This window comes from Streptomyces sp. NPDC002306 (assembly GCF_053593435.1).
Map to the genome: position 1 here is coordinate 65130 of NZ_JBSFCK010000017.1, position 26765 is coordinate 91894.

Sequence of the window (26765 nt, forward strand, 5' to 3'; positions counted from 1 at the left end):
CTCCGCCGCACTTCGTCGTACTCCGCCGCGCGACATCGTGCTGACGGGCGGATCAGGCCATGACGGATTTCGCGGAGTTCCACAGGGCGCCGCGGTTCACCCTTCGGGGATAGAGGGCGACCATCGCCTCGTAGAGGTCGGCGAAGCCGTCGGCCTTCTCGGCCGCGGCGGTGAAGTCCTCGATGTATCGGCGGGTTTTTGTGATGTCGTCCGGGCTGTCCGCGTCGCCGTCCCGCTTGTGACCGGAGACCACCGCGCGTGGCCGCAGCAGCTCCAGGACGTCCAAGGCGCGCAGCCACTCCCGTCGGCCGCTTCCTGCCGACTCGGCCAGGTACAGGTGGACGTCGCCGTACACCGCGTCACCCGCCACGACCAGTCCGATGGAGGGCACGTGCAGAGCGCTGGTGCCGTCCGTGTCGGTGTGACCCAGTTCGACGGCGTGGAGCTGGTGTCCTTCCAGGTCGATCAGACCGTCGGTCAAGGGTTCTGCCGTGACCCGCCGGTCGGAGATCTGGCCGGGGAAGCGGGGCACCCAGAATCCGTCGAACCAGCGAGGGCCCCGCTGCGCGTCCATGTGCGCGGCGACGCCCGGGGTGGCCACGATCCGGGCGTCCGGAAAGCGTTCGAGCACGGCGGGAGCACCGAAGAAGTGATCGCCGTGTGCGTGGGTGACGAAGACGGTGGTCACGTTCCTGGCCCGCGCGGCCACCCAGTCCACCAGAGCCTCTGACTCGGCCATGGTCAACAGCGGATCCACCAGGACCGCGTCGCGCGCGCCCTGGATGAGCGTCGACGAGGTGGGGGACCACATCCGCCGGTCCTCACCTGGAGGGACATCGTCCGACACCACGGGCTTCGACGGGGCTATGAAGACGGAGTATTCCAGCTCAGCCATGTCCCACTCACTCCTGTGGTCTGCGGGGAGCAGGCACCGCTTCCGACGCTAGCAGCGGCGTAGCGCATACGCCTCTTTCGGGCGGGTCCGCCTACGGCGCCGCTGGTCAGGTGAGGCGCGAGCGGGGGTCGGCTTCCTGCTGGTCCTGGGTGGCGGCCCAGGCGGACAGGAGGCGGAGGGCGTCGGCGCCGGGGGTGCCTGGAGCGGCGGTGTAGATCACGAGCGTGAGGGCGGGGTCGGAGGCCAGTGACATGGTTTCGCAGTTCAGTTCGAGGTCCCCGACGGCAGGATGGCGCAGCTTCTTGAGCGCGGTGCGGTGGTGGCGGACGTTGTGGTCGGCCCAGCGCTTCCGGAAGATCTCACTGCGGGTGGACAGTTCCCCGATGAGGTCGGTGAGGTCTTTGGCGTAGGAGTTTCGGGCGGCTTCGCCACGGAGCATCGCGGCGACGTCGTCGGCGGCCCTGTCCCAGTCGGGGAGGAACGCGCGAGCGGCTGGGTCGAGGTAGATGAACCTGGCGAGGTTGGCCGGGCGGCGCGGGTCGGCGAGAAGGGGTGCGTACAGGGCGCGGGCCAGGTGGTTCGTGGCCAGCAGGTCGTGGCGGTCGTTGTGGATGAAGGCGGGCGCGTCGCTGATGGCGTCCAGCATGTACTGCAGGGCGGGCCGCAGACGTCCGGCGGGGGCGCGCCGGCGCCCCGCCGCGGGGGCAGGGGCGCGGCGGGCGAGATCGAACAAGTACCGGCGTTCGGCGTCGTCGAGGTGCAGGGCGCGGGCCACGCCGTCCAGGACGCTGTCGGAGGCCCCTGAGAGGTTTCCGCGTTCCAGGCGCACGTAGTAGTCGACCGAGACGCCGGCCAGCATCGCGACCTCCTCACGGCGCAGCCCCTTGACCCGCCTGCGGCCGCCGTAGGTGGGCAGGCCGGCCTGCTCGGGGGTGATGCGGGCCCGGCGGGAGGCGAGGAACTCCTTGATCTCGGCGCGGTCGTCCATGGTCTTCACGGTAGGCGAGCGTCCCCGGATGAGGCAGGTACTGGCGTTACCTGGAAGCTCAGGCACTGCCTCCGGCCGGCCGGACCACGTTTGCTGGGGATGGGCCGATCAGGACGGCCGTGCCACCTGGGCGACGTATCCCAGGTGAGGCACCCCGGTGGGCAGCGACGGCGACATGCGGCACAGCTCTACGGCGCCGACGTGGCGCACAGCACTACGACGCCGACATCGAGCACAGCGCTACGGCGCCGACATCGTCCGGCGATGTCGTCCACCCCCGAGTCGCGAGCCGCGACGACCACCTCCGACCATGAGAAGGCGAGCATGAAGCACACGACACTGGGAGATCTGGAAGTCTCCCGCATCGGCCTGGGCACGATGGGCATGTCCTCCTACTACACCGGCGCCCGCAGCGACGACGCCGAGTCCGTCCGCACGATTCAGCGGGCGGTCGACCTGGGGGTCACACTGATCGACACCGCCGAGGTCTACGGGCCGTACGTCAACGAGGAACTCGTCGGCAGGGCCCTGGCGGGCCGCCGTGACGAGGTCGTGCTGGCGACCAAGTTCGGTTTGGTCTCGCACGCGGACGCGGACGGCGGCGTGTACGTCCTCGACAGCGGACCGGCCAACATCCGCGCCGCCGTCGAAGGCTCGCTCAAGCGGCTCGGGACCGACCACATCGACCTGTACTACCAGCACCGCGTCGACCCGGACACGCCGATCGAGGACGTGGCCGGCACGGTGGCGGAGCTGGTGCGGGAGGGCAAGGTCCGGTATCTCGGCCTGTCCGAGGCCGGCCCTGACACGATCCGCCGGGCCCATGCCGTGCACCCGGTGACGGCGGTCCAGTCGTCGTACTCACTGTGGAACCGCGAGGTCGAGGAGCGGGTGCTGCCCACGCTGCACGAGCTCGGTATCGGCTTCGTGCCGTACTCTCCGCTCGGCCACGGCTTCCTCACCGGCACGCTCCGCTCTCCCGAGGAGTTCGACGAAGGCGACTGGCGCCGGACCAGCCCCCGCTTCCAGGGCGAGAACTTCCAGCGCAACCTGGCCCTTGCCGACGAGGTGCGGGCCCTCGCCGACGAGGCCGGCGGCACACCGGCTCAGGTCGCTCTGGCCTGGCTGCTGGCCAAGGGCGAGCACATCGTCCCGATCCCCGGCACCAAGCGGGTCACCCGCGTGGAGGAGAACACCGCCGCCGACACCCTCGGGCTGACCGCCGAGCAGCTGACCAAGCTCGACAGCCTGCCCCCGGCCGCCGGCTCCGACGAGAACGAGGAGGCGAGGCGGCGGATCGAGCGCTGACGCTCCCGTCCGCGGGAACCGGCGATGCCGGAGGCGGCGCGTATTGCGCGTGGCGGGCGGCCGACCGTCCGCCACGTACGTCCTGACCTGTCTCACCACGAGTTCGCCGGCTGTGGTCGGCCGGCCCGCCGGCGGTACGGATCAGATCCGCACCCCGAACTGGAAGGGCATGTTGCCGATCGACTCGTAGCGCACGTACGCGCCGCTGTGCGGGGCGTGCAGCACCTGGCCGCCGCCCGCGTACAGGCCGACGTGGTGCTGGTCGCCGTAGAAGATGACCAGGTCGCCGACCTGCAGAGCGCTCTGCGAGTAGATGCGGGTGCCCGCGTTGGCCTGGGCCTCCGAGGTGCGCGGTATCGCGACGTCGGCCTGGGCGTAGGCCCAGGAGGTGAGGCCTGAGCAGTCGAAGGTGCTGGGGCCCGCGTGACCGTAGTCGTACGGGGCGTCGATCACGCTCTGCGCGGCGGCGAACGCGGCGGCGGCCCGCCCGGAGGCAGCCTTGGTGTTGCCGAGATCGACGCGCTCAGCGGCACGGGTGGCGCGCTCCTTCTCCTGGGACGCGAGGGCCGCCTTCTCCTTGGCCGTCAGCGAGTTCAGCAGTTCGCGCGCGGTACCCAGCTTGCTCTGGACCTCCTTCTTCTGCCTGGCGTAATCGGCCCGCACGTCCGCGAGGTCCTTGAGCTTCCCGGAGGCCTCGGAACGCTGTTGAGCGAGCTCGCGCTGCTTCTCCTGGACCTTCTTCAGCGCCTCGACCTGCTGACCGCTCAGATGGTCCATCGCGGACGCCTGGTCCAGATAGTCGTCCGGGTCCGAGGAGAGGAACAGTGCCACGGAGGGGTCGATGCCGCCGGTGCGGTACTGGGCGCTGGCCATCGAACCGAGGCTGTCGCGCAGCGCGTTGAGGTCTTCCTGGCCGCGGGCCACGCGGTCCTGCAGGGTGCTGATCTGCTTCTCCAGCTTGTGCTGCTGTTCCTGGGCCCCGTTCAGCTTCTCGGTGGCCTTCTCCGCCTGTTCGTACAGTGCGTCCACCTTCGCCTTGACCTCGTCCTTGCCCGGCTTCTCGCCGGGCGCGGCGTTGGCGGCGTTGGCGCTGAGCACCACGGCCGCCGCGGCGGCGGTGGTGAGCACGGTGACACGAGTGCGGCTCGGTTGCTTGGGTCGACGGTGGGACGCCATGAAGGCGGGCTCCTCTTCCTCAGCCGCCTGCCAGGACGCCCACAAGCGGTAACCCTCCGCCGTCACTCCCAACGAGCGAACACCCGCGCAAAGGTTCGGATGCCGACTCTAGTGATCAAGTCGTGATCTGAGCAAGTGACGCTGTGGCGAACAGCGTTGGGCGGCGAGGGTGAGTGTTTCGCGGGGCTGGGAGCGCGGTCACCGGGGCCGCCGCTCCACCCGCTTGCACCGGTCATGGCGGCCGCCCAGTGTCTCGTCGCCTGTAGTCCTCCGGTTGCGGGTGTCGTAGTGCCGGACGAGAGTGGAAGGGGTGCGCGATGGCGGCCGTACACGGCGCAGACGGCGCCGGTGATGCGTCCGCTGCCCCAACTCCCGCCTGCGGCGGCCCTGCGGGGCCGACCGTGCCGTCGCCGACATGACTACGGGTCCGGGTGGCCGACCCGGTACCAGTTCCCTGACCGGGGCGCTGTGCGGCCGCCGGGCTCGACCGGCGAATCAGAGCTCCATGGCACCACGGCCGTGGCGTCGACGCGTCTGCGCGAGGTGACCAGAACATGAGACTGTCCACCGAAACAGTCCCCGTGAACGCCGACGCCACAACCCCGGGCAGTCGTCGGCCTATGCGGCGCAGGTTCCGGTCCTCGCCCTTCGTGCGGCGCGACCGGTGGGTGTGCGCTGTCGCCGGCGTCGTGCTGGCTGTTCCGCTGGCGGGGGCGGGGTTGGCTCACGCACCCGGAGCCTCCGGCCCCGTGCGGCAGGCCGCGGCGGCACCCGCCGCCGACAGCGCCCCGTACACGTGCAACGTCCACCCCGGCCCCTTCGACCGCTGTGACCGGGTCTACGCGAGTCCGGGCGAAACGGTGAGCGTCAGGGTCAATGAGTCAGGGACCGTGACTCAAGGCGACTTCCAGGGTGTCAACCGCAGCACCGGAGAGGTGCTCGGCACGGTCCGCGACGTGACGCCGTCATCGGGCGCCGCCGTCATCTGGAGGAACGACACCGACGCCACCGTCGTCGTGGACCTGTTGGCCACCTCCGCGGACAGCGGCTCGATCCACGGGCTCATGGTCGCCGAAGGCTGACGCACATCGTGCTCGGATCGAGAATCCCCGGAAGGACCCACTCTGCTGTGATGAACGGCTTCCTGCGCAAGGCCGTCTTCGCCGGCGCCGCGATCACCACCGGAGTGCTGATGACGGTATGTCAGAACGGCACCGCCGCCAGCTCGTTCGGCAGGAGCGGAGCGGGAGCGGCGGCGGTCGCGGAGAAGGCGTCGGACGCCAAGGTGCTCATCGATCACGCCCGGGGCAATGACTTCGGCTCCGCCTCCGCCTCTGCCTCAGCCTCCGCCTCCGGCGAGACCGTCATCGATGGCATCAACAAGGGCAACGGTGTCAACGGCACCTGGTTCGGGAACGTTTCCTACCTGGCCCCCGGCACGTACACCGTGTCCGACATGAAGGGTGTCGAGCAGCAATTCCTCATCTCTGAGGACACCAAGATCTGGGGGTACGGCGATATCTGCGGTGACACGAACACGGAGGAAGGCGGGCAGGGCGGCACCCAGTGCACCGAGGCCGAACTGGAGCGAGCCGCCCAGAAGGGCTTCACCGCCGAAGTCGTGATCAGCAACGGCATCGCGAGCACCATCCGGGACGACCACTGAGCCGGTGGTGACCGCGCATTGCGGCACCCGGCGCCTGGGCTCGCCGCTTGCGCAGCCTTCGCGGCCGCGGGAGCGAGCCAGGGATGCCTACGAACCCTCGATGGGCAGCGCCGCCACGAATTCCGAAAGGCCGGATGCCTGAGGCGGCGTCCGGCCGGGCAGGTACCGGCGGTAGTGGTCGGCGACCAGACGACGCAGCTCTGCCTCGGCCGAGCCGTCACCGCTGAGTTCGAGGGTGACCTGATGAGGCTCGCCCTTCATGCGCAAGGGCCTGGCCAGCGCGTCGAATCCGCAGGTGTACTCGTCCGGCATCTCCCACCATGCCTCAGCGAACGCGCGATCCTTCAGCACGTACATGTGGAAGTCGTCATCGAAGAGGATCACCGGGCCGGTCTCTGCAGTCACCTCGGAAGTATGGCGCAGACCGAGCCCCCGTGTCCGCGTCCAGCAGCAGTTTCAGGTGGTGCTCGAAGTACCGTTCGTCGTCCCCGACGAGCTGAGCCGGCACCTCCGGAGCCGACGGCGTGGACTCGGCACGCAGCCGGACCCACTCGTCGGCGCCGGTGCAGGAGACCGTCACATGTGATTCGTAGAGGGAAGCTGACATTCGCGGATCGTGCCAGACCACGGCCACTCGGGGCATCCGGGTTTTCCCGGGCGGTGACCCACCGTTCGCGAGACGGGGTGGGGTCCGTCGATGGCCGAGCCGTGGACGGGGTTCTCAGCCTCGGGTGACGGCGGGGAAGGTCACGGGCAGGCGGGTGAGGGCCCGGTGGAAGGGTCCCGGGCGCCAGGTGAGGTCGTGCGCCGGGCACGCGAGGGTCATCGTGGGCAGCGCGTCCAGGATGTGGGTGATGGCGGTCTCGGCGATGAGGTAGGCGATCGGCCGGGCGGGGCACGCGTGCGGACCGGTGCTCCAGGCCAGGTGGGCGCGGTCGCCGGAGGCGCTCGCCGGCCCGCCCAGGGCGGGGTCGTTGTTGCAGCCGGTCATGGAGATGACCACCGGCTCGCGGGCGGGCAGGAGATAGCCGTCGATCTCCACCGGGTAGGGCGGATAGCTGAAGCAGTAGTTGGCCAGCGGCGGGTCCCGGTACAGGACGATGTCCAGGGCCTCGCGCACGGACGCGCCGCCGGCGTGGACGTCGCCGGAGACCACGGGGTCGGTCAGCAGCTTCAGGAGCGCGTTGGTGATCAGGTTGACCACGGGCTCGATGCCCGCCCCGTACAGGGTGACGACCTGGTGACTCATCTCCGTGTCGGTCAGCCGTGCGGGGTGTTCGAGCAGCCGTGAGGTGATGTCGTATCCGGGCTGGTGCTGCTTGAGCGTGACGAGTTCGGCGACCGCTCGGCCCAGGGTGATGTTGCCGCGGACGGCGTTAACGCCGTCGAACAGTTCGAGCATGCCTTCGGCGATGCGCTGCCCGATGTCGTCGGGGCAGCCCAGGAGTTCGGACAGGGCCTGGAAGGTGACCTGTTGGGCGTACTGGTGCAGCAGGTCGGCCTGGCCGTCGGGAAGGAACTGCTCGATGGCGCGGTCGCAGACCCGCTCGACGAGGGTCCGCAGCCAGTGCTGGTTGACCGTCTGCAGGGCGCTGACGTTCGCTCCCCGGTACCGGGCGTGCTCCTGCCCTTGGGAGCGGATCGCGTTGGGTCGCCACTCCAGCATCGGCTTGACCGGGCAGGAGTCGGGCACCGAGTCCTGCCACTGCCGCGGATCGGCCGGGAAACGGTCCGGGTCATTGAGGATGCGTACGGCCTGGGCGTAGCCGATGACGAGCGTCGCGGGCACGCCCGGGGTCAGCTCGACGGGGACCAGGGGGCCGTAGACGGAGCGCATCTGGGCGTACGCGCGGTGCGGGTCGGCGGCGAAATCCTCACCCCACAGCGGGACATGGGCGGAGGAGAGCAGTGGGTGCGTCACGGCTGGAGCTCCAGGTGAGATGAGGACAGGTGCTCGATGAGGTCGATCAGAGCGGTCAGAGAGGAGACCCGGTCGCGCGCGTCGCACTCGGTGAGCGGTACGTCGTCGGCCAGCGCGAGGGCGCGGCGGATCTCCTCCACCGCATACCTGGGCGCGGTGTCGAAGAGGTTGACCGCGACGCCGTAGGGCACGCCGAGTTCTTCCACCAGGTCCAGGACCTCGTGGGAATCGTCCAGGCTGCGCGTGTCGGCCAGGACGAGCACGCACAGCGCGCCCTCGGTCAGGCTCTTCCACAGCCATCGCCAGCGGGCTTGCCCCGGGGTGCCGAACACGTAGAGCACGAGGTCGTCGTTGATGTGGACGCGCCCGAAGTCCATGGCGACGGTCGTGGTGGTCTTCGCCGGGGTGCGGCGCAGGTCGTCCACGCCGGTGCTGGCCTCGGTGATCTGCTCGTCCATGCGCAGCGGCTCGACCTCGGAGACGGACTCCACCATGGTGGTCTTGCCCACCCCGAACCCACCTGCGATGACGATCTTCGCCGACCGTGTGGCGGTCGTCGGGGCCGGGTCAGAGCTTTGCGCGGAGACCACGCAGCACCTCCTGCAGGATGTTGATGGCGGGCTGGTCGGAGCGGGCACTGACGGGCGTGTCCAGGTGGTGGCTGTCGATCAGGTCGGCCACGAGGATGCGCGCCGTGGACAGGGGCAGGTCCAGGACCGCGGCGATGTCGGCGACCGCGAGCGCGCCCCGCACGCCGCCCACCAGGTCCAGCACCCGGCGCGCGTCGTGGGACAGCGCGCCGGACGCGACGGTGGCGGCGCGTACCAGGGTCTCCAGCCGGACGGTCGCCGGCGGCCGGTCCCGCCCACCGGTACGGACGAACGGCCGCACCAGGTCGGGATCGCGCTGCGGACCGATCATGGCCGCCGGTCGGCGATGCTCAGGTGCTCACCCACGCGCTTCGCGAGCATCTCCATCTGCCCGGCGATGATGGCGACATCGGCGTCGGGGCCGGCCGTCTCCACCAGCAGCAGCATGTTGACTCCGGCCTGACCGAGCAGGCAGAGACGGTTCTCCAGCTCCATCAGGACCTGCCGGCATCCGCCGCCCTCGGAGACGGCCCCGTACTCCCGGGCGATCGCGAGCAGTCCCGAGCCCATGGCCGCGCGCTTCTCCGCCGACTCCTGCGCCAGCGACCGGGTGCGGGAGTGCAGCAGGCCGTCGGCACTGATCAGCACGGCGTGCCGCACGTCACGGAGGCTGCCCAACTGCTCGTCGAGAAGCCATCCGAGAGCATTGGCGTGGCTGGTGGTGTTCGTGAAACGGTCCATGATCACGGTTCCCTCGTCAGTTGTCGTCGCCGGCGTCCCGGCGTCCCTGGCCGATCCCCTGTGCCCAGGCCGCGGCCACGCTCGCCCGGCCCGGCCGGACCGACTCACGCTCGTCCCACCCGGCTTCGGCGGTCGCGCCGTGCCCGGCCGGCCGACGTGGCCTGCGCACCGTCAGGCCGTTCTCGGTGGTGACCGCCGGTCCCGACGCCTCCGACACCGATCCCGCGGAGACGTCCTCGGACGTCGTCAGGATCGCCTTCGGCAGGAACAGCAGAGCCCGGGTCCCGTGCTGGCTGTTGGGCGCCTGCACGTCGGCCTGGAATCCGTAAGCCTTGCCCAGTGCCGCCACCACACGGAAGCCGACACGCGGTTGCGCCTCCAGCGCGATGTCGACCTCCTGCGCGGCCGCCAGCACGTCACGGCCCTCCTTCAACTGCTCCGGACTCATGCAGATCCCGGCGTCGTCGATGGTCACCGTCACGCCGTGGTAACCCTCGTTGAGGCGGACCTCCACACGTGCGGTCGGCGGCGAGTAGCGCAAGGCGTTGTCGAGGAGCAGCGCCAGCGCGTGGATGACCGGGCCCACGGCCCTCGCGGTCACCGCTACACGGCACTCCTCGTGCACGATCCGCTCGAAGCCGTCCAGGTAGCCCATCGCCGCACGCACCACGTCGGTCAGCGTCGAGTCCGGCCACCGCCGCGACAACTTCCCCCCGCTGAGGATCAGATACGACTGGGCCGCGAGCAGCAGCTGCTGGGACTGCCGGTCGATCGCCATCAGCGACGCGTACACCTCGTCATCGGCGTGCTCGCGAACCGCCGTACTGACCTGCCGGTTCAGCCGGGACGCGACGGCGACCATCGAGGAGGCGACGCCGCGTACCACCGCCCGGGTCGCCTCCTGGGCCGCCGCGTGCGCCTCGGCCACCCGCGCGCTCGCGCTCTCGGCTTCCTCGGCCCGAACCTGCTCGACGGCGTAACCCAGCCCCTGCGCCACGGCCGTGAGCCGTTCGGCGAGGGCGGTGCCCTCCAGCGGGATCGGTACCAGTCCCGGAAATCGCATACGGGTCGCGGGGACCGTCCGGGCCGCGACGCCGGGTATGATCTCGTCGGCCAGGCGGCCCAGTGCGACCGCCACCGCCTCCAGCTCCGCGGCGCCCGCGTCGCGCTCCCCGGTCGCCCGCGTCATCCGGCGCTCGTGCTGTTTCGCGCTGCGCCGGTAGTACACCGCCGCCGCCACGGACGCCGCGAGCGGCACTCCCGTGGCACCTGCCTGTATCCAAAGGCTCATCCGCGTCCTCTCGTCGGTCTCAGGCCGTGACGTGGACCGTCCCGCACAGGTCCTGCCCGCGAACCCGGCAACAGACCAGTGGGTCTCCCAAGATCGAGTGCCGCCAGGTAGCGAGCTGCGTCGCCAAGCCTCACAGCTCGGGGCCCAACAGGCGTACAGGCCAGCAATTCCGGGGGAGATCGCACGCGCGCCCACTGGTGCCCGAGCGCGCAGCCCGGCCTGTGCCGAGTCTCGCGAACCTCGCCGGAGAGACCTCCTGGTCTGTCCTCGCGAGGTTTAGTCTGTGACTCACATCACTTTGAGGTCAAGCTCAGGGCGACCACAACAGCACCGAGAGCCACGGTTGTTACCGGACCCGGACATGCGGGGCTGTGGGGAGGAGACGCGAGTCCATGAACGAAGCCAGGACACAGGCCGCAGACCGTACCAAGACGCCTGTCGGCAGGCTCCTGCTCGCCTACAGCGTCTGCGCCGACTGCGGTGGCTGCGATTTCCCGGGGTGGCTGACCGAGGCCGAACTCCCCACTCCGGCACCATGCCTGGAAGGATGCGGGGGCGATCTTGAGTGGGTGGTACTCCGCGATGTCCTGCTCTGATCCCGGGGCGCCCTCGGTCCTGCCGCGATGAGGGAACCGTCAAGTCCCGGGCGCCCGGGCGGCGTTGCCGCGGCAGACGACGAAAGGGTGAGGATGGCGGTGGCAGAACGCGAGCAGCCCGAACCGTCGGCCGCGGCACGCGCCAGGACGACGCGGCAGAGGCTCCTCGACGCGGCCGGCCGGGAGTTCGAGACCGTGGGGTACGAAGGGGCTTCCGTCAACCGCATCATCGCGGCCGCGGGCGCCACCAAGGGTGCCTTCTACCACCACTTCACCTCGAAGCAGCATGTGGCGGCCACCCTGCTGAGGGAGACGCTCGAAGTCGCCCTTCCGCCGCATGACCTCGCTCTCCAGATGATCGTCGACACCGGCATGGTCCTGGCCTACCGCATCACCCGTGAGCCGGCCCTGCGTGCCGCCCTGCGTCTGTCCGTCGCCTACAACGCGCCCGCCACCTACGGCACTCCGTGGCCCGACTGGATCCGCCTGAACCAGCGGCAGTTGAACGACGCCAAAGAGGCGGGGGAGTTGGAGTCCTACACCGACACCGGCATGGCGGCGCACCAGATCGCCGGTGCCTGGGCCGGACTCGCGCTCATCGCGCACGCGGTCGACCAGAGCCTCGAACACTTCGAGACGCGCGTCAGCGCGATGTACAAGAACCTGCTGACGGCGGTCGCGAGGCCCCGGTACGTCCTTCAGGTCGACTTCTCGCGCGATCGCGGACGGTGGCTGTACGAGGCGGTCATGGCCGCGCCGCCCGCGGCCGAGGAGGGGCCGGCCTTCGAGGTCCTGGAGCCGATGGAGCGCGAACCGTCCCGGTCCCCTCAAGCCGGCTGACGGCGGCGGCTCGGGGGAGTGGTCCATGGGTGTCGAGGTGCGACGGGTGCCCTTGGCGCTGTTCGCTCCCGGCCGGGTGCACGCGCCGACCGCCGCGAGGTCGTCACCTGCCCTCATGGCGACGGCCGAGAAGTCACGCAGGGCGAGGAGTGATGACTCTCCTTGACCGTCAGCGTGCTAAATTAACCTGAAGGTTCATTTTTTAGGGTACAGGACGGATCCATGCCGAAGGTCACCCAGCAGTACATGGATGCCCGCCGTGCGCAGATCTTGGACGCGGCCCGGCGCTGCTTCCTGCGGGACGGATTCCATTCGACATCCATGCAGGACCTGTTCGCGGAGTCCGGCCTCTCGGCGGGTGCGGTGTACCGGCACTTCGCGAGCAAGGACGAGATGATCACGGCGATCGTCGAGGAGAACATGCGTGAGGTCCTGAAAATGGTCCACGCCGTCGCCGCGCAGCGGCCCAGCAGCTCCGTCGGCGACACGATGGCCGGCGTCCTCGACATCGTGAAGGTCAAGACCGCCGAGGAGGACATCGCCGGACTGTCCGTACTGGCCTGGTCCGAATCACTGCGAAACCCCTCGCTGGCCGCGAAGTTCAAAGACCTGCTGGCCCAGATGCGGGCCGATCTCTCCGAAGTGATCCGCGAGCACCAGCAGGTCGGCACCCTGCCGAGCGAGGTGTCTCCCGAGGCGATCGCCGCCACACTCCTGTGCATCCTGCCCGGCTACATTCTCCAGTTGGCCATGCGTGACTCCGAGGCTCTGGAGGGTGTGCCCGACGCCCTGCGGGCGCTCTGGCCCGACCTCGCCGCGTCCTGAGACCGGAGGGGGGCCGCCGACGGGCCGACGGCCCGGGCCGGCGCACCGAACGGGCCTGACGGCCGCCCTGGGGTGAGGGCCTCTGTCATTCATGTCTCCTCGCGCGGAACGCGCCCTGACTGAAGGCCGGTTGGCGGCAGCCGCCTGTTCACCGCGCGCCCTGACCGAACTGCCGGTCCGCTTGCGGCCGCAGCCGTGCCCGTAGCCGCATCCGTAGCTATAGCCATGACGGTGGCCGGAAAGCCCGGTGCTCGTCGGTCGGCGCACCGCCCTGCGCGTGCCTGATGGAGACGGCATGCCGCAGGGCACGCCACAGGTCGCCGCGCTACGGCGGCCACAGACGTTCGGGGGCGCGAGTCAGGTTCGGCGACAGCCTCGCGGGTCACTGGTCGGGATCGGCGAGGTGATCCCCTTGAGCGGCGGAGGCGTCGCCGTGCGTTCCCTCGCTGTCGGGGTGAGGCCACAGGGCGTGCAGAGCCTCGGCGAAACCGACCATCGTCTGCGGCCCGAGCAGGGCTCGTTGGAGGATGTAGCCGGGCAGGATGCTGACGAGGACGTCCGCCAGGGCGGTGGCCGGGACATCGGGGGGCAGATGCCTGTCGTCCTGGTGGTCGCGCACGATGGCGGCGACCTCGGCTCGGGTCTGCGTCAGCATGTGTCTGTACTGGCGGCCCAGCCGGGGGTTTCGCAGAGCCTCGGCCCAGACCTGGACGCTCAGTTCGGCCAGGCCCTCGTTCTCGGCCTTGGTGAGCACCAGGTCGGCAGCCGCCGCCAGCGCGGCGCCGACGGCCCCACCGCTCTGCTCGTCGGCCACAGTCCTGATCATGTCGATGACCTCGCGGATGTTGTTCTCCGCTATCGCGAGGATCATGTCGTCCTTGCTCGAGAAGTAGCGGTAGACCGCGCCCGAGGACAGGCCTGACTCGGCGAATATGTCCTGCATCGAGGTCGCCTGGAAGCCGCCGTTGCGCAGGAAGCAGCGCCGGGCGGCCTCCAGGATGTGCCGGCGCCGGTCGACGAGGTACTGCTCCGTGACTTTTGGCATGAGGCCACCCTACAAGGAAAACGAATGTTCGTCTTGACGTGTTGATGATCTGTGGCACAGGATGAGCGCGCAAAAAAGAACGGTCGTTCCCAGAAAGAGAGGCGGCGACATGGACACCCCGCTGACGAGAGAGCCGGCAAGGATCCCGGGCCAGGCGCCACGCGATGCCGCGGCGCCGGCCGGACCCGCGACGACCGGGGCGACGCCGCGGGAGACCGTGGCGTTCGTGCTGCAGGGCGGTGGCAGTCTGTGTGCTCCGCAGGTCGGCATGTTGCGGGCCCTCACGCAGGCGGGGATCAGGCCCGATCTGGTCGTGGGGTCCTCGGCCGGCGCGCTCAACGGCGCCGCCTTCGCCGCCGACCCCAGCAACGAGGGCATCGACCGGCTGGAAGCGCTGTGGCTCCACCTCAAGCGCCGGAACATCGCGCCGATATCACCGCGGACCCTGATCAAGGCAGCGGTGGGCCGGGGGGAGGCGGCGGTCCCCAGCACGGCACTGGAGCAACTGTTGCGTTCCGGGGTCGGCGTCGCGCGACTCGAGGACACCGTCGTGCCGGTGCACGCCGTGGCGACCGACTTCGAGACCGGTGCCGCGGTCGTCCTTTCCCGAGGCGACGCCGTGACAGCGCTGCTGGCGTCCGCGGCCTTCCCGGGGCTGTACTCGCCGGTGTCCGTGGGGGAGCGCCGCCTGGTCGACGGCGGCGTCTCGGCGGACACTCCCGTGCTCCAGGCGGAGGCGCTCGGCGCGACCACCATCTACGTACTGCCCGCCGCGGTGACACATCAGGCGGACGGTCAGGCGCACGCGGCGCTGCTCGCCGCCTACCGGGCACTGGGCCAGATCATGGAGGAACGCGAGCGGCGGGACCTGGCCACGGTCCGCGGGTCGGTTCTCCGGCTGCCGGCCGTCGCCACCCCGGTGGGCAGCCTCATCGACTTCCGCGACACCGCGCGGCTGGTCAAGGACGGCTACCTGCTCACCCGGAACTGGCTCACCCAGCACGCCGCGACTGCCGGCTGAGGACGCCTCATGGTCAACCTCGTCTCCTTCGCGCGACGCAAGCCCCTGTCTCACTCGCCCGCACCCGACGGGCGCACGCTGCCGCACTGGGGGGCCGAGCTGCTCCTGCTGGGGCTGCTCTACGCGGTGTACGAGACCACCCGGGGGCTGCAGCGGGGCTGGAGTCCCGCGGCGGATCGCAACGGCAGGAGCATCCAGGGCTGGGAGGACGCCCTGAATCTGGCGCCGGAGCAGTCGCTCAACCAGGTACTCCACGACCTGCCGGTTCTGGCCGTGCTCGCCGCGTACTTCTACGCCACCCTCCACTTCATCGTCACGCCGGCGGTTCTGATCTGGCTCTACCGGAAGCGTCCCGGGCACTATCGCGCGGCTCGCACCTGGCTCGCTGTAGCCACGTTGAGCGCGCTCGTCGGATTCTGGCGGTTCCCGACCACACCGCCCCGGCTGCTTCCCCGCGCGGGGATCCACGACACTGTCGCCGATATCGAGCAGTGGGGGTGGTGGAGCGGACACACAAGCGCGCCGGAGGGACTTGGCGGCCTCATCAACGAGTACGCGGCCATGCCGTCACTCCACGTGGGCTGGGCCGTGTGGTCGGGATGGCTCATCTTCCGGCACGCCCGGCGCAGGGCGCTGAGAACCCTCGGTCTCCTGTATCCCGCTCTGACGACGCTGGTCGTCGTCGCGACCGGCAACCACTATTTCGCGGATGCCGTCGCGGGAGCGCTCTGCGTCCTGTTGTTCGGAGTGCTCGTAGGCCGCGTCCCCGTCATCGGCGGACCCGCCATCGGGCGGCGAGCCCGGCCCGGCTCGGCCACGGGCGTCGCCCGCGACGCCGTCGCCGCTTCCCGGGCGGACCGGCCGAGTTCCCAGAAACGTCTCCCAGGTGGCTCATCATGATCTACTCCGTCCCGCCTCCATTCCCGGGCGAGGGTTCCCCTCCGGGGAGCGGCCCACAGCCATCAGAGATGCGACACGACAGGGGCGGCGATAACGGCGAGAGCTGGCTGAGCAGTCGGCGGCGCGGCCGGGTTTCCACGCGCCTGTCCTTGCGTCTGGTGGACGCCTTCCTCGTCAGCGATGATGCCGAGGGACCGGCTGCGGGGCTGGTTCGTTTCAGCGCACCCGACACCGGCAACGCCGTTCGTGCGCGGCGGTCTTGGCGGCGCCGGGCGCCCCTGGAGCGTCAACTCGCGCAGTCCGGCGGGGAGCTGCGGCTGCTCCGCGACCGCCTCGCCGACGAGACCGGCGCCGGATCCTCCCCCCTCGTTGTGCTCACGCTCAACGGCGTCACCGACATCGCCACGCTGGAGCGGCTGAACGTAGGCGACCCGTCTCCGCTGATCCCGGGGAAGAAGTCCGGCCATGTGGCGGCGGTGGGCGTTGACGTACGGTTCCTCGCGAGCCTGTGGGGCCTGGCCGTACCGAAGCACACACGGTGCCGGCTGCACCTGGAGGGCCTGGTCCGCCTGAGGCCCGACTGGCCGGTGCCGCGATGAGAAGCTCGCACGTGGCCGGAGTACGCGGCGAATCGGCAGCCCCGGGGACGCGGGTCCGGGTGGAGCGCAGCCGTCGAACGGGCCGATCCACGCCCATGCCGCGCCGCAGGCGCCGGCTCGCGGTGCTGCTGGGTGGGGCCGTGGTGGTGGTACTGAGTACCGAACTGGTGCTGGTCGGGCCCTACGTGCGCCGCGCGGCGGGGGAGTTGACCCACGTCCAACCCGTGTGGCTGCTGTCGGCCCTTGCCGCCGAAATGGCATCCATGATGGCGTTCGCCCGTCTGCAGCGACTGGCGCTCGGCACCGGTGGCCTGCGCGTCAGGCTGGGCTCTGCCGTCTCCACGGTGTTCGCCGGGAACGCGCTCGGCGCGACCTTGCCCGGTGGCAGCCTCGTCTCGATCACCTACCGGACGCGCCGCATGCGCTCCTGGGGCGCCAGCTTCTCCCAGATCGGTTTCACGCATGCGGCCACCGGTGTCCTGAGCACGATCGCCCTCGTGGTGCTGGCCGGCGTGGGCCGGACTCTCGCCGGGGACGGCTCGCAACTCGTCCGGGTCGCCGTGCACGTCGCCGCGGTCTGTGCCCTCACCGGCGCCGCGCTTGTGCTGCTCCACCATGCCGCCGCGCTGCGCCGGCCCGTGAACGCCCTGCTGCGCGTCGTGAGCAGGCGGCGGCACGGTGCCGGGGGGCAGACGGCCGCCGACCGGCTGCTCGAGGAGTTGGCCCTGGTGCGCCCGCCCGCGCGTTTCTGGGCGCGGGGGTTCGCCTTCTCCCTGTCCAACTGGGCGGCGGACTGTCTGTGTCTGCTGACCGTGTGTTACGCGGTGGGTACGCCACCGGCGTTGAGTACGGTCATGCTCGCCTACGTCGCCGGGGTGTCGGCCGCGTCCGCCATGCCGTTTCTGCCCGCGGGCATCGGCATACTCGACGCGGCCCTCGTCCTCACTCTGCACCACGGTGGGATGTCCACCAGCGCCGCCACCGCCGTCGATCTTCTCTACCGGACGATCACACCCGGGCTCGTCAGCCTCGCGGGCTGGATCCTGCTCCTCCAGCAGCGCCGAGCGTCGGCACGTGGGCCGGGCCTGCTTCAGCACGGACAGGACATCCGCGCCGTGGCCGCGCCACCGTCCCCGAGCCCTGCCGTGAGCGGGGCGGGCCGCCCGACGTAGCCGGGCGTGAGGGAGATCACCGCCGTGGTGAGGTCCTGCGTGCGTCGCCGCTCCCGCACCGCTTCCGGGCGACCGGGGTGAGGGGAAACCGCGTGGTGTCGCCCGGTACATTTAAGAAAACGAACATTCGGATTTGACACTGTCAGGCAGCCGTAGCAGGCTGGTGACAGAAAACGGAATGATCATTCGCCTTTGGAGGCGCGACCGTGAAGAAACTGTTGCCGGGGTTCCTGGCATGGCGTCAGCTCATCATCATGACCGTGGGGTTGCCGCTGGTGGTCTCGGTGGCCGTGATGGCGTACGCCTGGCCCGCGTCGCGCATCGCGCCGCGCGACCTGCCGGTGGGAATCGTGGGAACGAGCACCGCCAGCCAGAATGCCGTCGAAGGTCTCGCGCGCAGCAAGCCGGACGGTTTCGACTTCCACCTGTACCCGAACGAGGCGTCCGCGCGCACCGCGATCGAGCACCGCGAGGTCTACGGCGCCTTCGTCATCACCCCGGGCAACCTCACCGTGCTGGAGACCACCGCCGGCAGTACGACCGTGGCCCAGTTGCTCAACACGTCCGGTCAGCAACTCGCCGCCCGGGCATCCGCGTCGGCCGCGAAGGAGGCTGCGAAGGAGGCCGCCAAGGAGGCTGCCAAGGAAGCAGCGAAGGAGGCGGCGAAGAAGCCGGCGAAGAAGCCCGCGAAGAAGCCCGGGCTGTCCCCTCATGGCACGTCCGTGAAGCCGGGAACCGGCAAGGCCGTCGCCAAGGCGCCGACGCAGGTTCAGGTACGGATCGTGGATGTCGTCCCGAGCTCCGCGGACGACCCTCGTGGGGTGGTCTTCAGCTCGTCGATGCTCCCGCTCACCATCTGTAGCGTGATCATCGCACTCAGTGTCATGTCGGTGGTCCGCAAGCCCGGCTGGCGCCGGCTCGTCGCTCTGGTCGGCGCGTGCGCCGCGACCGGCTTCGGTGTCTACCTGGTCGCCCAGGGGCTTTTCGGCGCACTGCCGCACGATCATGTGGCCACGTGGGCATCTCTGTCCTTCACGATGCTCGCCATCAGCGCGACCAGCGCCGGTCTGATCTCGCTCATCGGCCCTGCCGGGATCGGTGTCAGCGCCGCGCTGATGGTCTTCGTGGGCAATCCGTTCTCGGGCAGCACGTCCGCTCCCGAACTGCTGCCCAAGGCTGTGATGGACATCGGCCAGTGGCTGCCTCCGGGCGCCGGTGCGAATCTCGTGCGCGGAGTGGCGTACTTCGACGGCAACGCCTCCGGGAGCCACATCGCCGTTCTCGCGCTGTGGAGCCTGCTCGGGCTGACGGCCGTCACCCTCAAGCGCCGGGGGCCGGGCGTGACGAACGACGCCCCCGGGGAAGCGCCCGACCCCGTCGATGACGCGCTGCCGGAACGCGAGCCCGCGAGCGTCGGCGCGCAGCCCGTCCTGCGGTCGGACCCCGAGGGATACTTCCAGCCGCCCACGGCGGCGCAGGGGGAGAACCGGCCCCACGTCCACGCCCACGCCCGGCACGCGGCAGACCACTGAGAAGTCCTCGCCGAGTCAGGAGGGCGGGAGGAGGAGGCTCTGTCTGAGGTCGGCCCGATCGCCGACAGCTCAAGACGATCGATCTGCGCGCCTCGGTGGCTACGCCCACTCCGACGGCGCCAGATCATGCCGGCGGCCATGCTCCGCGGAGGGTGATGCGACGGCCGCCCAGAAGGAAGAGATCTACGCAGACGTGTCGTTCGTGACAGTCTCGAATGAGAACGTATTGAACGGACAGATGGCGGTAATGTGTCTTCATGACCGCTGACGACCCTCACAGACCCGCTGCCGCGCGCGTGACCGACCGGCCCGGCGATGTCTCACCCTTCGCGCTCGGCTTACTGCTGCGCAGGGCGCACTGGCGCGCCGCCGCGGTGATGGAGGAGGCGCTTCGGCCGCTCGGTATCGGGTTGCGGCATTTCGCGGTGCTGATCGTGCTGGTCGACCGTGGGTCCACGGTGCAGCGCGACCTGGCCGCCGCGACGGGGACGGACAAGGCGGGAATCATGCGGGTCGTGGACGACCTGGAGCGTAAGGGACTGGCCGTGCGCAAGTCCGTTCCCGGGGACCGACGGGTGCGGGCGGTGGAGATCACGCCTCTGGGCGTCGAGCTCTTCGACGCGGCACATGTGGCCGCGGAGCCGCGGGCCGAGCTTCTGGTCGCCGGCCTCGCGCCCGGCGAGGCCGAGCAGTTGACGGATCTGCTGACCCGTCTCGCCCATCCCGTCGAGGGAGAGGCCTGAGCGCGCGGGCCCGCCGGCCGCGCACCGCGCGGGCGCGCTTCGCCTAGCGCGGCCTCCGCGCCGGCCTCGGGCGATGAGAAGCCGGCCTCGGGCCATGAAGAGGTGCGCGCGCCCCTGCCCGTGCCGGTCCTCGTCGCGGGTGTGAGGGCCGGTGCCCTGCCGCCGACGAGGAAGGCCGCCCGTGTCGGCGCGCCACCCCCGCCCACGCGCAGGTTGGAGCGCCCATCGGAGCCGTCGCTCGCGGGGTCCGCGCGACGAGGAAGCGGTGTGACATGCCCGAGGCGATGTCACACCGCTTTCGTGTCCTCGGCCGCTCCGCGGCCAGGCGCTTCGCGAGTCGCATGGCCTTGCTGACCGCCTCCCCGCGCGAGGAGGCCTCGTGGCGCGGGATCAGCGCCGACATGGCCGGATTGCGCCGGGCCCTCGTGAGCTTCGGTAGATGACCACACCCCCGGGATGCTGCTCCTCCCAGGCCGTACGGAAGATGCCCGCGACCGACCTGGACGAGGACGCCTCGCCCGGGAACACGGGCGAGGCGATGTGCAGCAATGTGGTGATCGGCGCTGTCCAGGCGGTGATGTCCGAGGCGGGAAGCCGGAGCCGAGGATCAGGTCTTTGCGATAGTTAAGCATCAGATGGTATCGAGTGATACAGTCGCAAGTGTAACGGAGATGGTTCGAGCAGCTGGGAGTCTGTACGACATGGACGTCTATGAGGCGGTTATGAGTCGACGGGCAGTGCGCGGATTCACCGACCGGCCCGTACCGAGAGAGGTACTGGAACGTGTCCTGTCCTCCGCGGGATGGGCGCCATCGGGGTCGAACCTCCAGTCCTGGAATGCCTACGTGGTCACCGGCGGGCCGCTGGCCGAACTCAAGAAGCGCGTCGGCGCACGGCTGGCCGCCGATGACCCGTGGGACGAACCTGAGTACGAGCAGTACCCGCTCACGCTGAAGTCCCCCTACCGGGAACGCCGGTCCGCCTTCGGCGAGCAGCGTTACGGCAGCCTGGGAATCTCGCGCGGGGACCTGGAGGCGCGACAGCGGGCCGCCTCCGCGAACTGGGACTGTTTCGGCGCGCCCGCGGCCCTGTTCTGCTACATCGATCGCGACCTGGGCCGCCCCCAATGGTCCGACGTCGGCATGTACCTGCAGACCGTCATGCTGCTGCTCCGCGCCGAAGGGCTGCACAGCTGCCCACAGATGGCCTGGGCGAAGTTCCACAGGGCCGTCGCGGAGACCGTCTCGCCCCCGGACGAGCTCATGCTCTTCTGCGGCATGTCCATCGGCTACGAGGACGTCACCGTGGATTACGCCCGTACGGGGCGGGCGCCGCTCGCCGAAACGGTCACGTTCATCGACGCGTAGCCATCGCGAGCCCCCTTGCGGCCTCCGCCCCATTGTGGGCCCTCGGGCCACCCTGATCCATGTCGCCGACCACATGGACGAGGGTCATCCGCCGGCTCCGTGACCAGTCCGCCTGGCTAATGAAGGCGCAGGCCCCCTGACAGTTCTTCTTCGATGATCTCGACCAGCCAGTCGAAGGCCGTCGGGCCACGTCCAGCGCGGGCTTCCGCCAGCTTGGCGGCCACGCGTGCCTTGTTCGTCGGATGACAGCGGGCGAGCCGCATCTCGAGCTGCCGAGCGGTCTCCGGGTATCCCAGATGCCGGCGGGAGGCTTCGTGATCACGCCACTCGATCGTGAAGTCGCCGTCGTCCGGTGTCCCGAAGCCGCCGCGGAGGCAGTCGGCGAAGGCATCAAGGTTCCGGCCGAAGTAGCCGCCGCAGCCGATGCTTTCGCCGGCGACCCGCCAGAAGTCCTCCAGCGTCTTGACCTGACTGCCGTCCAACACGTATCTCACGGTCACAGCCCGCAGACTACGTCCGGCCCGGCGGCCTGCCTATCCGGCTTGGAACTCGTGCCGTTCTGGCAGCACTTCGCACGGGTTCGCCGGAACATGTGCGCTGTGGAGAAGGATTCGTCGGGGGCGATCGCGACGCCGGTGCGTTCTTCGCGCTCGGTCAGGACCTGGAAGGGGCCGGAGCAAGCCGGGCATGCCGGCTTGTCAGTGCTCGGACCTACTATGCGGAGCATGACGCGCTACGTTGACGAGGATCTGCACGGTGCGGAGTTCCGCGAGTGCGATTTGACCAAAGCACGCCTGATCGGCGTGGTCATGCAGGATGCCGTGATCGACGGGCTCGTCACCAACCTTGTGGTGAACGGTGTCGAGGTCACCGAGTACGTCGAGGCGGAGCTCGACCGGCGTCATCCGGTGCGGGTGCTGATCCGCTCCGAGGACCTCGCCGATCTGCGCGAGGCGTCGCGTCAGCTCCATGCCGGCTGGGCCGCGACGATCGAGCGGATCCGCCGTACGCCCGGCATCGAGCACCGCGGCGTGAACGACGAGTGGTCGGCGGTGCAGACGATGCGCCACCTGATCTTCGTCCACGACTCGTGGTTCCGCCGCTGCTGCCTGGGCTCGACGGAGCTGTTCACGCCGATGGGCATGGGGACGACCGTCGAGCCCTACCGTGGAGCGCACGGGCTTGACCTCTCGCTCGATCCGGCTCTCGACGAGATCGTGAGCGTGCGTGACGCACAGGCCGCCGAGCTCGAGGCCTGGCTCGACGAGGTCACCGCTGTGCGGCTCGCGGCGCGAGCGCCGGTGCCCGACGACGATGTCTGGCCGCCGTACGCCCGGGGCCGCTCGGTGCGGCAGTGCCTCGGCACGGTGCTCAACGAGACCTTCGAGCACCACGGCTTCTGCGTCCGCGACCTCGACCTGATCGAGGCACAGGACGCCGAGTAGGGCCGGGTACGGACTCGGCACCTTGCGGACGCGGGCATCGCTGACCGTCTGCGCGGTGCCGGGCTGCAGGGCACCGAGCGGGACGCGGGTACCTCCAGGTGGGGGCAGATCAAGCCGCTCAAGTCGGCTATCCCCTCAGACGCAGGCAGCACCGCTCGCATCAAGTCGATCTTGCTGAGATCACCTCATTGGGCCCCGTGGAAATCGACGGGCCGTCATAAACGGCGGAGATGGTTAGCGATCCGTCAAAGGGTGTCCTGGCGCGACAGGGACGCGACAAGACGACTTCAGAACGGTGGAAGCGGCTGTAAAGATTCCCTCGCGGTCATCACCGCAGCTCGTCGTCCGAGCCAATGCTCGGCTATGCAAGAGGTGTACATGGAACTCCCCGAGGCTCTCAAGAACGTTTCCACCGCGAAGCGTGTCGCTGTCACGCTCGCGGCCGCTGCCGTGGTCGGTGGCGCCCTGCTCGCCCCCGCCGCGTCGGCCCAGCCCGAGCAGAAGACCGAGGCCGGCTACTGCTCGGCCGTCGACGGCTGCCAGCTGCACTACCTCTGATCGGCGCTTCTCTGATCGAGGGTGCCCGCCGATCCGGCGGTCGGCGGGCACCGGCCCGGTACGGCAGGACCGTCGTACGACGGGCGCCGACGGCTGAAAGACGTCGCGAAGAGCGCGCAGGGGCAACTGCCCGGACGGGGCTCTCGCGGCGCACTCGGATATCAGGCGAGAAGCACCCCGCGCAGCCGGTGAGGGGTGCCCTCGTGTGAAATCCGCACAGTGTTCTTGATATTGACCGTAAGTCCGCGAAATCGTGCGGCCATTGTCGTGACGGCGGCTCCGTCGTGCGGTTGCAGGGGGTTTTCGGCCGCCCCATGGTGAATGAAGGCGTCAAGTGATGGTGGAATTCGAACTCCCCGCGTACCGCGTCGTGGAGGACGGCCCGACGCTCAGCCGGAGGCTGCTGGCACTCACGGAAGCAGGGCGGCCGGCCGCTTGTCCGGTCCATGTCGGCCTCGGTGATCCGGTTCCGCTGTCCGACAACGACGCGCACGTCACCCACGCCATCGCGCGGCATCTGGCCGAGCGGACGACCGACGCGCTTCCCCCCTTCAACAGCGTGCCGCACCCGGCGCTGCGCGTACTGAACGCGGCCAGCCGGGATCGCGTGGACGCCATGACCGCCGACTTCGCCGACATGCCGGCGGATCTGCGGAGCGATCTGTGGGCCCGGGTGGACGAGGTCTGCCGCCGCGGTGCGTCACTGTCTCCCGCCGAGCGCGGTATCGCGGCCGAACTCCTGCTGCGCCTGGGATATCCGCTCAGGGCCGCCGAGATCCTCGGCCTTCTCGACGCGGACATCGCCACGCACACCTTCCGGCCGGGCATGGTCCGCGCCGAACTCCAGGTGCTCATGCGACTGCGTCCGCAGGCGCGGCCCGTCCTGGAGGAACGGGCCCTGCACGCGGCGGCCGACCCTGGTCTGGTGCCGGCCGTGCGCCTCCGGCTCGCCAACTACATCGTCGTACTCGACGGCAAACGCGGTCGCGCGACACCCGCGTTCCACCGGGCCGTGGATCTCGCTCGCCGAGCGACGGAGGAGATGTCGGAGACCGGGCTGGTACGCCACCTGGCCGAGCACACCCTCTACCGTGCGATCGCCTTCGAACCGTATCTGCGGGGGGACAGGGAGGGGACCATGGAGTTCCTCGGCCTGGCCGCTCACGCTCTGGAGACGGCCCGTCCCGGCTCCGACTCGGTGGACTTCCTGTCGTGGAGCGACCACGCCTTCCCCATGTTCGAGACGCTGTCCAAGACCCTCCTGGCGTACGGACGGATCCCGCAGGCGCTGGATTCCACCGCGAGGCTCGTGGAGATCAACCCGAACGACCACCGGGCATGGGCCGTGCGTGGTCGCGCGCTGGCCCACGCCGGTGATCTCAATGCCGCCGTCGAGGCCTGGGAGCGGATCCTCCCGCTGGGCGGACTGCCCGTCGCGGCCGCGGGATTCTTCCTCGGCTGGGCTCACGAGGAACTCGGCGAGGCGGACCGCGCTCGCGAGTACTACCGCCTCTCGTACGCGGTCGACCCGACCCCTGAGGCGATCGCCGGCAAGGTGGTCGGCGCGGGGGTGTAGCGGCGGCTGCCGGTGAAGGCGCCGGAGACGCGGTGCTTGAGACGTGGTGCTCGAGACGCGGTGCTTGAGACGCGGGCGCTACCGGCGAAGGCCACTGACCGGTCGCTGCCACAGGTCGGCCTGGCGCGCACCGAGCCAGGAGTCGACGACTCGGTCGGTCCCGCGACGGGATGCCGACTACGGCGTGCTGGGCAGCCGGACCGTGACGAGGAGACCGCCGCGGGGCGGGGGACGAGGTCGAGGGTCCCGTCGTGGGCCCGGACGACGCTGTGCACGATGGCCAGGCCGAGGCCGACACCGGCGTACTCGTCGGTGCGTACCCGTTCCGTTCCGCGCCGGAAGGGTTCGGTGAGGGTCGGCACCAGTTCCGGTGGGAGCCGGCGGCCCGTGTTCTCGACCCACAGCACGCTCGTGTGACCGTGCGTCTCGGTGTGGACCGTCACGCTGCCGCCGTCGGCGAGATTGTGGAGGACGGCGTTCTGGACGAGGTTCGTCACCATCCGCAGCAGGAGCTCCGCGGAGCCATGAGTTGGGGCCGCTCCACCGGTGACGTCGAGCGTGATCCGGCGCTGTTCGGCGAGGGGGAGCAGCGTTTCGGCGGCCTCCTCGGCGAGGAGGGAGAGGTCGACGCTCTCGCGGGTGAAGGTTCCGCGGTCGCCGCGGCTGAGCAGCAGAAGGGCCTCGGTGAGATCGATCGCCCGCGTGTTGACGACGTGGAGGCGTTCGATGAGTTCGCCGCGGTCCCGCGTGGGGTCCTTGCGGGCGACGTCGAGGAGCGTCCGCGAGATCGCCAAGGGGGTGCGCAGTTCGTGGGAGGCGTTCGCGGCGAACCGCTGTTGCTCGGCGACGTGGGACTCGAGTTGGTCGAGCATCGAGTCGAACGCGTCGGAGAGTTCGCGGAATTCGTCGTGGCGGCCCTTCATACGGATCCGGTGGGACAGCGACGCGTTCCCGGCCAGCCGTGCCGCATCCCTGATCTGGGTGAGGGGTGCGAGCATCCGGCCGGCGAGGATCCATCCTCCCAGGAGCCCGAACACGAGCAGGAAGACCATCGCCACGGCCGCGGCGGGGGCGAAGGTGTGCACAAGGAGATAGCGGTTGGGTGACACCCCGAGAAGTCCCCGTGAGTTGTCGGGTACGTAGCGCAGCAGGAACACCCACACCACCGTCAGCAGGAGAGCGCCGGCGACGGCGAGGAATCCGGCATAGCTGAGGGCGAGTTTCAGCCGGGCGCTGAGCCCCGGGCGTCTACGCATGCGTACGTCCGGGGCCGGCCGCGTTCCCGCCGGGGCCAGTGGTGTCCGGGCCGATGTCGATCCGGTAGCCGACGCCGGGCACGGTGGCGATGATCCATGGTTCGCCGAGCCGCTTGCGCAGTGCGGAGACGGTGATGCGCACGGCGTTGGTGAGGGGGTCGGCGTTCTCGTCCCAGGCCCGTTCCAGCAGCTCTTCGGCGCTGACGACCCCGCCCTCGGCGGCGACGAGGACTTCGAGGACGGCGAACTGTTTGCGGGTGAGCGCGACGTACCGTCCGTCGCGGAAGACCTCCCGGCGGAAGGGGTCGAGCCGCAGGCCCGCGAGCTCGCGGACCGGGGGCCGGGCGTACGCGCGTCTGCGGTCGAGCGCCCTCAGCCGCAGGACCAGCTCCCGCAGCTCGAACGGTTTGGTGAGGTAGTCGTCGGCGCCGAGCCCGAACCCGGAGGCCTTGTCGTCGATCCGGTCGGCGGCGGTGAGCATGAGGATCGGGATGCCGCTGCCGGAGGCGACGATGCGCCGGGCCACCTCGTCGCCGGAGGGCCCGGGGATGTCGCGGTCGAGGACCGCCAGGTCGTAGGAGTTGACGCTGAGCAGTTCCAGGGCGGAGTCGCCGTCGCCCGCGATGTCGGCGGCGATCGCCTCCAGCCGCAGACCGTCACGCACGGCTTCCGCCAGGTAGGGCTCGTCCTCCACGATCAGTACGCGCATGTCCG

Annotated in this window: 28 protein-coding genes and 1 pseudogene; 16 read left to right on the forward strand and 13 right to left on the reverse strand. The window is 70.0% G+C overall.

Features of this window, described 5'->3' with window-relative positions; genetic code table 11:
* Positions 1-52: 52 nt before the first annotated feature.
* On the reverse strand, positions 53-895 hold the full coding sequence (locus ACWCQK_RS27760) for an MBL fold metallo-hydrolase (protein WP_451159429.1): 843 nt from the start codon (positions 893-895) through the stop codon (positions 53-55).
* A 106-nt stretch (positions 896-1001) separates the two neighbouring features.
* Positions 1002-1883 (reverse strand): helix-turn-helix domain-containing protein, encoded by an 882-nt coding sequence (locus ACWCQK_RS27765; protein ID WP_451159431.1) that lies wholly within the window; start codon positions 1881-1883, stop codon positions 1002-1004.
* 324 nt (positions 1884-2207) lie between these two features.
* On the opposite strand from ACWCQK_RS27765, the gene ACWCQK_RS27770 reads away from it, so the two are divergent.
* Positions 2208-3191: an aldo/keto reductase gene (locus tag ACWCQK_RS27770; RefSeq protein WP_451159545.1), complete on the forward strand. Its 984-nt coding sequence runs from the start codon at positions 2208-2210 to the stop codon at positions 3189-3191.
* A 141-nt stretch (positions 3192-3332) separates the two neighbouring features.
* Here ACWCQK_RS27770 and ACWCQK_RS27775 read toward each other — a convergent pair whose 3' ends face one another.
* Complete coding sequence (locus ACWCQK_RS27775) at positions 3333-4367, reverse strand: NlpC/P60 family protein (RefSeq protein WP_451159433.1); 1035 nt, start codon at positions 4365-4367, stop codon at positions 3333-3335.
* Positions 4368-5257: 890 nt separating this feature from the next.
* Between ACWCQK_RS27775 and ACWCQK_RS27780 the strand changes: the two genes are divergently transcribed.
* Complete coding sequence (locus ACWCQK_RS27780; RefSeq protein WP_451159435.1) at positions 5258-5449, forward strand: hypothetical protein; 192 nt, start codon at positions 5258-5260, stop codon at positions 5447-5449.
* Positions 5450-5499: 50 nt separating this feature from the next.
* Positions 5500-6033 (forward strand): hypothetical protein, encoded by a 534-nt coding sequence (locus tag ACWCQK_RS27785; protein WP_451159437.1) that lies wholly within the window; start codon positions 5500-5502, stop codon positions 6031-6033.
* 87 nt (positions 6034-6120) lie between these two features.
* On the opposite strand, the gene ACWCQK_RS27790 is transcribed toward ACWCQK_RS27785, so the two are convergent.
* From ACWCQK_RS27790 to ACWCQK_RS27815, 6 genes are all read right to left on the reverse strand, one after another.
* The gene (locus ACWCQK_RS27790; RefSeq protein WP_451159439.1) at positions 6121-6438 is read right to left on the reverse strand and encodes a hypothetical protein; all 318 of its coding nucleotides are present in this window, start codon (positions 6436-6438) and stop codon (positions 6121-6123) included.
* 316 nt (positions 6439-6754) lie between these two features.
* Positions 6755-7954: a cytochrome P450 gene (locus ACWCQK_RS27795; RefSeq protein ID WP_451159441.1), complete on the reverse strand. Its 1200-nt coding sequence runs from the start codon at positions 7952-7954 to the stop codon at positions 6755-6757.
* Positions 7951-8544 (reverse strand): GTP-binding protein, encoded by a 594-nt coding sequence (locus ACWCQK_RS27800; RefSeq protein ID WP_451159443.1) that lies wholly within the window; start codon positions 8542-8544, stop codon positions 7951-7953. The genes ACWCQK_RS27795 and ACWCQK_RS27800 overlap by 4 nt, the downstream gene beginning before the upstream one ends.
* Complete coding sequence (locus ACWCQK_RS27805; protein ID WP_451159445.1) at positions 8522-8875, reverse strand: DUF742 domain-containing protein; 354 nt, start codon at positions 8873-8875, stop codon at positions 8522-8524. Before ACWCQK_RS27805 ends, ACWCQK_RS27800 begins: the two co-directional genes overlap by 23 nt.
* Positions 8872-9285, reverse strand: a complete 414-nt coding sequence (locus ACWCQK_RS27810) for a roadblock/LC7 domain-containing protein (protein ID WP_451159447.1) — start codon at positions 9283-9285, stop codon at positions 8872-8874. The genes ACWCQK_RS27805 and ACWCQK_RS27810 overlap by 4 nt, the downstream gene beginning before the upstream one ends.
* A 16-nt stretch (positions 9286-9301) precedes the next feature.
* Complete coding sequence (locus tag ACWCQK_RS27815) at positions 9302-10576, reverse strand: ATP-binding protein (RefSeq protein ID WP_451159449.1); 1275 nt, start codon at positions 10574-10576, stop codon at positions 9302-9304.
* 392 nt (positions 10577-10968) lie between these two features.
* Here ACWCQK_RS27815 and ACWCQK_RS27820 point away from each other — a divergent pair, with 392 nt between their 5' ends.
* The 3 genes from ACWCQK_RS27820 (at position 10969) to ACWCQK_RS27830 (ending at position 12837) form a co-directional block, all read left to right on the forward strand.
* Positions 10969-11172 carry a hypothetical protein gene (locus tag ACWCQK_RS27820; RefSeq protein ID WP_451159451.1) on the forward strand — a complete coding sequence of 68 codons (204 nt, stop codon included), beginning with the start codon at positions 10969-10971 and terminating at the stop codon, positions 11170-11172.
* A 99-nt stretch (positions 11173-11271) separates the two neighbouring features.
* Positions 11272-12012 carry a TetR family transcriptional regulator gene (locus tag ACWCQK_RS27825; protein WP_451159453.1) on the forward strand — a complete coding sequence of 247 codons (741 nt, stop codon included), beginning with the start codon at positions 11272-11274 and terminating at the stop codon, positions 12010-12012.
* Between the two features lie 222 nt (positions 12013-12234).
* The gene (locus ACWCQK_RS27830; RefSeq protein WP_451159455.1) at positions 12235-12837 is read left to right on the forward strand and encodes a TetR/AcrR family transcriptional regulator; all 603 of its coding nucleotides are present in this window, start codon (positions 12235-12237) and stop codon (positions 12835-12837) included.
* Between the two features lie 382 nt (positions 12838-13219).
* Here ACWCQK_RS27830 and ACWCQK_RS27835 read toward each other — a convergent pair whose 3' ends face one another.
* The gene (locus ACWCQK_RS27835; protein WP_451159457.1) at positions 13220-13882 is read right to left on the reverse strand and encodes a TetR/AcrR family transcriptional regulator; all 663 of its coding nucleotides are present in this window, start codon (positions 13880-13882) and stop codon (positions 13220-13222) included.
* Between the two features lie 217 nt (positions 13883-14099).
* Between ACWCQK_RS27835 and ACWCQK_RS27840 the strand changes: the two genes are divergently transcribed.
* The 7 genes from ACWCQK_RS27840 (at position 14100) to ACWCQK_RS27870 (ending at position 21216) form a co-directional block, all read left to right on the forward strand.
* A complete protein-coding gene (locus ACWCQK_RS27840; protein WP_451159459.1) occupies positions 14100-14903 on the forward strand; it encodes a patatin-like phospholipase family protein in 804 nt (267 codons plus the stop codon).
* Between the two features lie 9 nt (positions 14904-14912).
* Positions 14913-15803: a phosphatase PAP2 family protein gene (locus ACWCQK_RS27845; protein WP_451159461.1), complete on the forward strand. Its 891-nt coding sequence runs from the start codon at positions 14913-14915 to the stop codon at positions 15801-15803.
* Positions 15804-15871: 68 nt separating this feature from the next.
* Positions 15872-16402, forward strand: coding sequence for a hypothetical protein (locus ACWCQK_RS27850; protein ID WP_451159463.1), 531 nt, complete (start codon positions 15872-15874; stop codon positions 16400-16402).
* Between the two features lie 95 nt (positions 16403-16497).
* Positions 16498-17574 carry a lysylphosphatidylglycerol synthase transmembrane domain-containing protein gene (locus ACWCQK_RS27855; protein WP_451159465.1) on the forward strand — a complete coding sequence of 359 codons (1077 nt, stop codon included), beginning with the start codon at positions 16498-16500 and terminating at the stop codon, positions 17572-17574.
* A gap of 206 nt (positions 17575-17780) precedes the next feature.
* Positions 17781-19106: an ABC transporter permease gene (locus ACWCQK_RS27860; RefSeq protein ID WP_451159467.1), complete on the forward strand. Its 1326-nt coding sequence runs from the start codon at positions 17781-17783 to the stop codon at positions 19104-19106.
* Positions 19107-19363: 257 nt separating this feature from the next.
* Entirely contained in the window at positions 19364-19849 is a 486-nt protein-coding gene (locus ACWCQK_RS27865) for a MarR family winged helix-turn-helix transcriptional regulator (protein ID WP_451159469.1), read from the forward strand.
* A 701-nt stretch (positions 19850-20550) separates the two neighbouring features.
* Entirely contained in the window at positions 20551-21216 is a 666-nt protein-coding gene (locus ACWCQK_RS27870; RefSeq protein ID WP_451159471.1) for a nitroreductase, read from the forward strand.
* 116 nt (positions 21217-21332) lie between these two features.
* On the opposite strand, the gene ACWCQK_RS27875 is transcribed toward ACWCQK_RS27870, so the two are convergent.
* Positions 21333-21716 carry a barstar family protein gene (locus ACWCQK_RS27875; RefSeq protein WP_451159473.1) on the reverse strand — a complete coding sequence of 128 codons (384 nt, stop codon included), beginning with the start codon at positions 21714-21716 and terminating at the stop codon, positions 21333-21335.
* Positions 21717-21815: 99 nt separating this feature from the next.
* On the opposite strand from ACWCQK_RS27875, the gene ACWCQK_RS27880 reads away from it, so the two are divergent.
* From ACWCQK_RS27880 to ACWCQK_RS27890, 3 genes are all read left to right on the forward strand, one after another.
* Positions 21816-22661, forward strand: a complete 846-nt coding sequence (locus ACWCQK_RS27880; protein ID WP_451159475.1) for a DinB family protein — start codon at positions 21816-21818, stop codon at positions 22659-22661.
* A 378-nt stretch (positions 22662-23039) separates the two neighbouring features.
* Positions 23040-23219: a hypothetical protein gene (locus ACWCQK_RS27885; RefSeq protein WP_451159477.1), complete on the forward strand. Its 180-nt coding sequence runs from the start codon at positions 23040-23042 to the stop codon at positions 23217-23219.
* A 337-nt stretch (positions 23220-23556) separates the two neighbouring features.
* Entirely contained in the window at positions 23557-24795 is a 1239-nt protein-coding gene (locus tag ACWCQK_RS27890) for a hypothetical protein (protein WP_451159479.1), read from the forward strand.
* Positions 24796-24972: 177 nt separating this feature from the next.
* Here ACWCQK_RS27890 and ACWCQK_RS27895 read toward each other — a convergent pair.
* A pseudogene (locus ACWCQK_RS27895) lies at positions 24973-26051 on the reverse strand (sensor histidine kinase).
* Positions 26044-26760 carry a response regulator transcription factor gene (locus tag ACWCQK_RS27900; RefSeq protein ID WP_451159481.1) on the reverse strand — a complete coding sequence of 239 codons (717 nt, stop codon included), beginning with the start codon at positions 26758-26760 and terminating at the stop codon, positions 26044-26046. The pseudogene ACWCQK_RS27895 and the gene ACWCQK_RS27900 overlap by 8 nt, the downstream one beginning before the upstream one ends.
* Positions 26761-26765 lie beyond the last annotated feature (5 nt).

What these genes read in the sequence shown, in the direction of transcription:
- ACWCQK_RS27870 (WP_451159471.1), top strand. Translation starts at nt 20,551, where the DNA reads ATGGACGTCTATGAGGCGGTTATGAGTCGACGGGCAGTGCGCGGATTC.
- ACWCQK_RS27760 (WP_451159429.1), bottom strand. Translation starts at nt 895, where the DNA reads ATGGCTGAGCTGGAATACTCCGTCTTCATAGCCCCGTCGAAGCCCGTG.
- ACWCQK_RS27900 (WP_451159481.1), bottom strand. Translation starts at nt 26,760, where the DNA reads ATGCGCGTACTGATCGTGGAGGACGAGCCCTACCTGGCGGAAGCCGTG.
- ACWCQK_RS27820 (WP_451159451.1), top strand. Translation starts at nt 10,969, where the DNA reads ATGAACGAAGCCAGGACACAGGCCGCAGACCGTACCAAGACGCCTGTC.
- ACWCQK_RS27810 (WP_451159447.1), bottom strand. Translation starts at nt 9,285, where the DNA reads ATGGACCGTTTCACGAACACCACCAGCCACGCCAATGCTCTCGGATGG.
- ACWCQK_RS27805 (WP_451159445.1), bottom strand. Translation starts at nt 8,875, where the DNA reads ATGATCGGTCCGCAGCGCGATCCCGACCTGGTGCGGCCGTTCGTCCGT.
- ACWCQK_RS27830 (WP_451159455.1), top strand. Translation starts at nt 12,235, where the DNA reads ATGCCGAAGGTCACCCAGCAGTACATGGATGCCCGCCGTGCGCAGATC.
- ACWCQK_RS27890 (WP_451159479.1), top strand. Translation starts at nt 23,557, where the DNA reads ATGGTGGAATTCGAACTCCCCGCGTACCGCGTCGTGGAGGACGGCCCG.
- ACWCQK_RS27865 (WP_451159469.1), top strand. Translation starts at nt 19,364, where the DNA reads ATGACCGCTGACGACCCTCACAGACCCGCTGCCGCGCGCGTGACCGAC.
- ACWCQK_RS27850 (WP_451159463.1), top strand. Translation starts at nt 15,872, where the DNA reads ATGCGACACGACAGGGGCGGCGATAACGGCGAGAGCTGGCTGAGCAGT.
- ACWCQK_RS27815 (WP_451159449.1), bottom strand. Translation starts at nt 10,576, where the DNA reads ATGAGCCTTTGGATACAGGCAGGTGCCACGGGAGTGCCGCTCGCGGCG.
- ACWCQK_RS27855 (WP_451159465.1), top strand. Translation starts at nt 16,498, where the DNA reads ATGCCGCGCCGCAGGCGCCGGCTCGCGGTGCTGCTGGGTGGGGCCGTG.
- ACWCQK_RS27775 (WP_451159433.1), bottom strand. Translation starts at nt 4,367, where the DNA reads ATGGCGTCCCACCGTCGACCCAAGCAACCGAGCCGCACTCGTGTCACC.
- ACWCQK_RS27845 (WP_451159461.1), top strand. Translation starts at nt 14,913, where the DNA reads ATGGTCAACCTCGTCTCCTTCGCGCGACGCAAGCCCCTGTCTCACTCG.
- ACWCQK_RS27885 (WP_451159477.1), top strand. Translation starts at nt 23,040, where the DNA reads ATGGAACTCCCCGAGGCTCTCAAGAACGTTTCCACCGCGAAGCGTGTC.
- ACWCQK_RS27785 (WP_451159437.1), top strand. Translation starts at nt 5,500, where the DNA reads ATGAACGGCTTCCTGCGCAAGGCCGTCTTCGCCGGCGCCGCGATCACC.
- ACWCQK_RS27765 (WP_451159431.1), bottom strand. Translation starts at nt 1,883, where the DNA reads ATGGACGACCGCGCCGAGATCAAGGAGTTCCTCGCCTCCCGCCGGGCC.
- ACWCQK_RS27835 (WP_451159457.1), bottom strand. Translation starts at nt 13,882, where the DNA reads ATGCCAAAAGTCACGGAGCAGTACCTCGTCGACCGGCGCCGGCACATC.
- ACWCQK_RS27770 (WP_451159545.1), top strand. Translation starts at nt 2,208, where the DNA reads ATGAAGCACACGACACTGGGAGATCTGGAAGTCTCCCGCATCGGCCTG.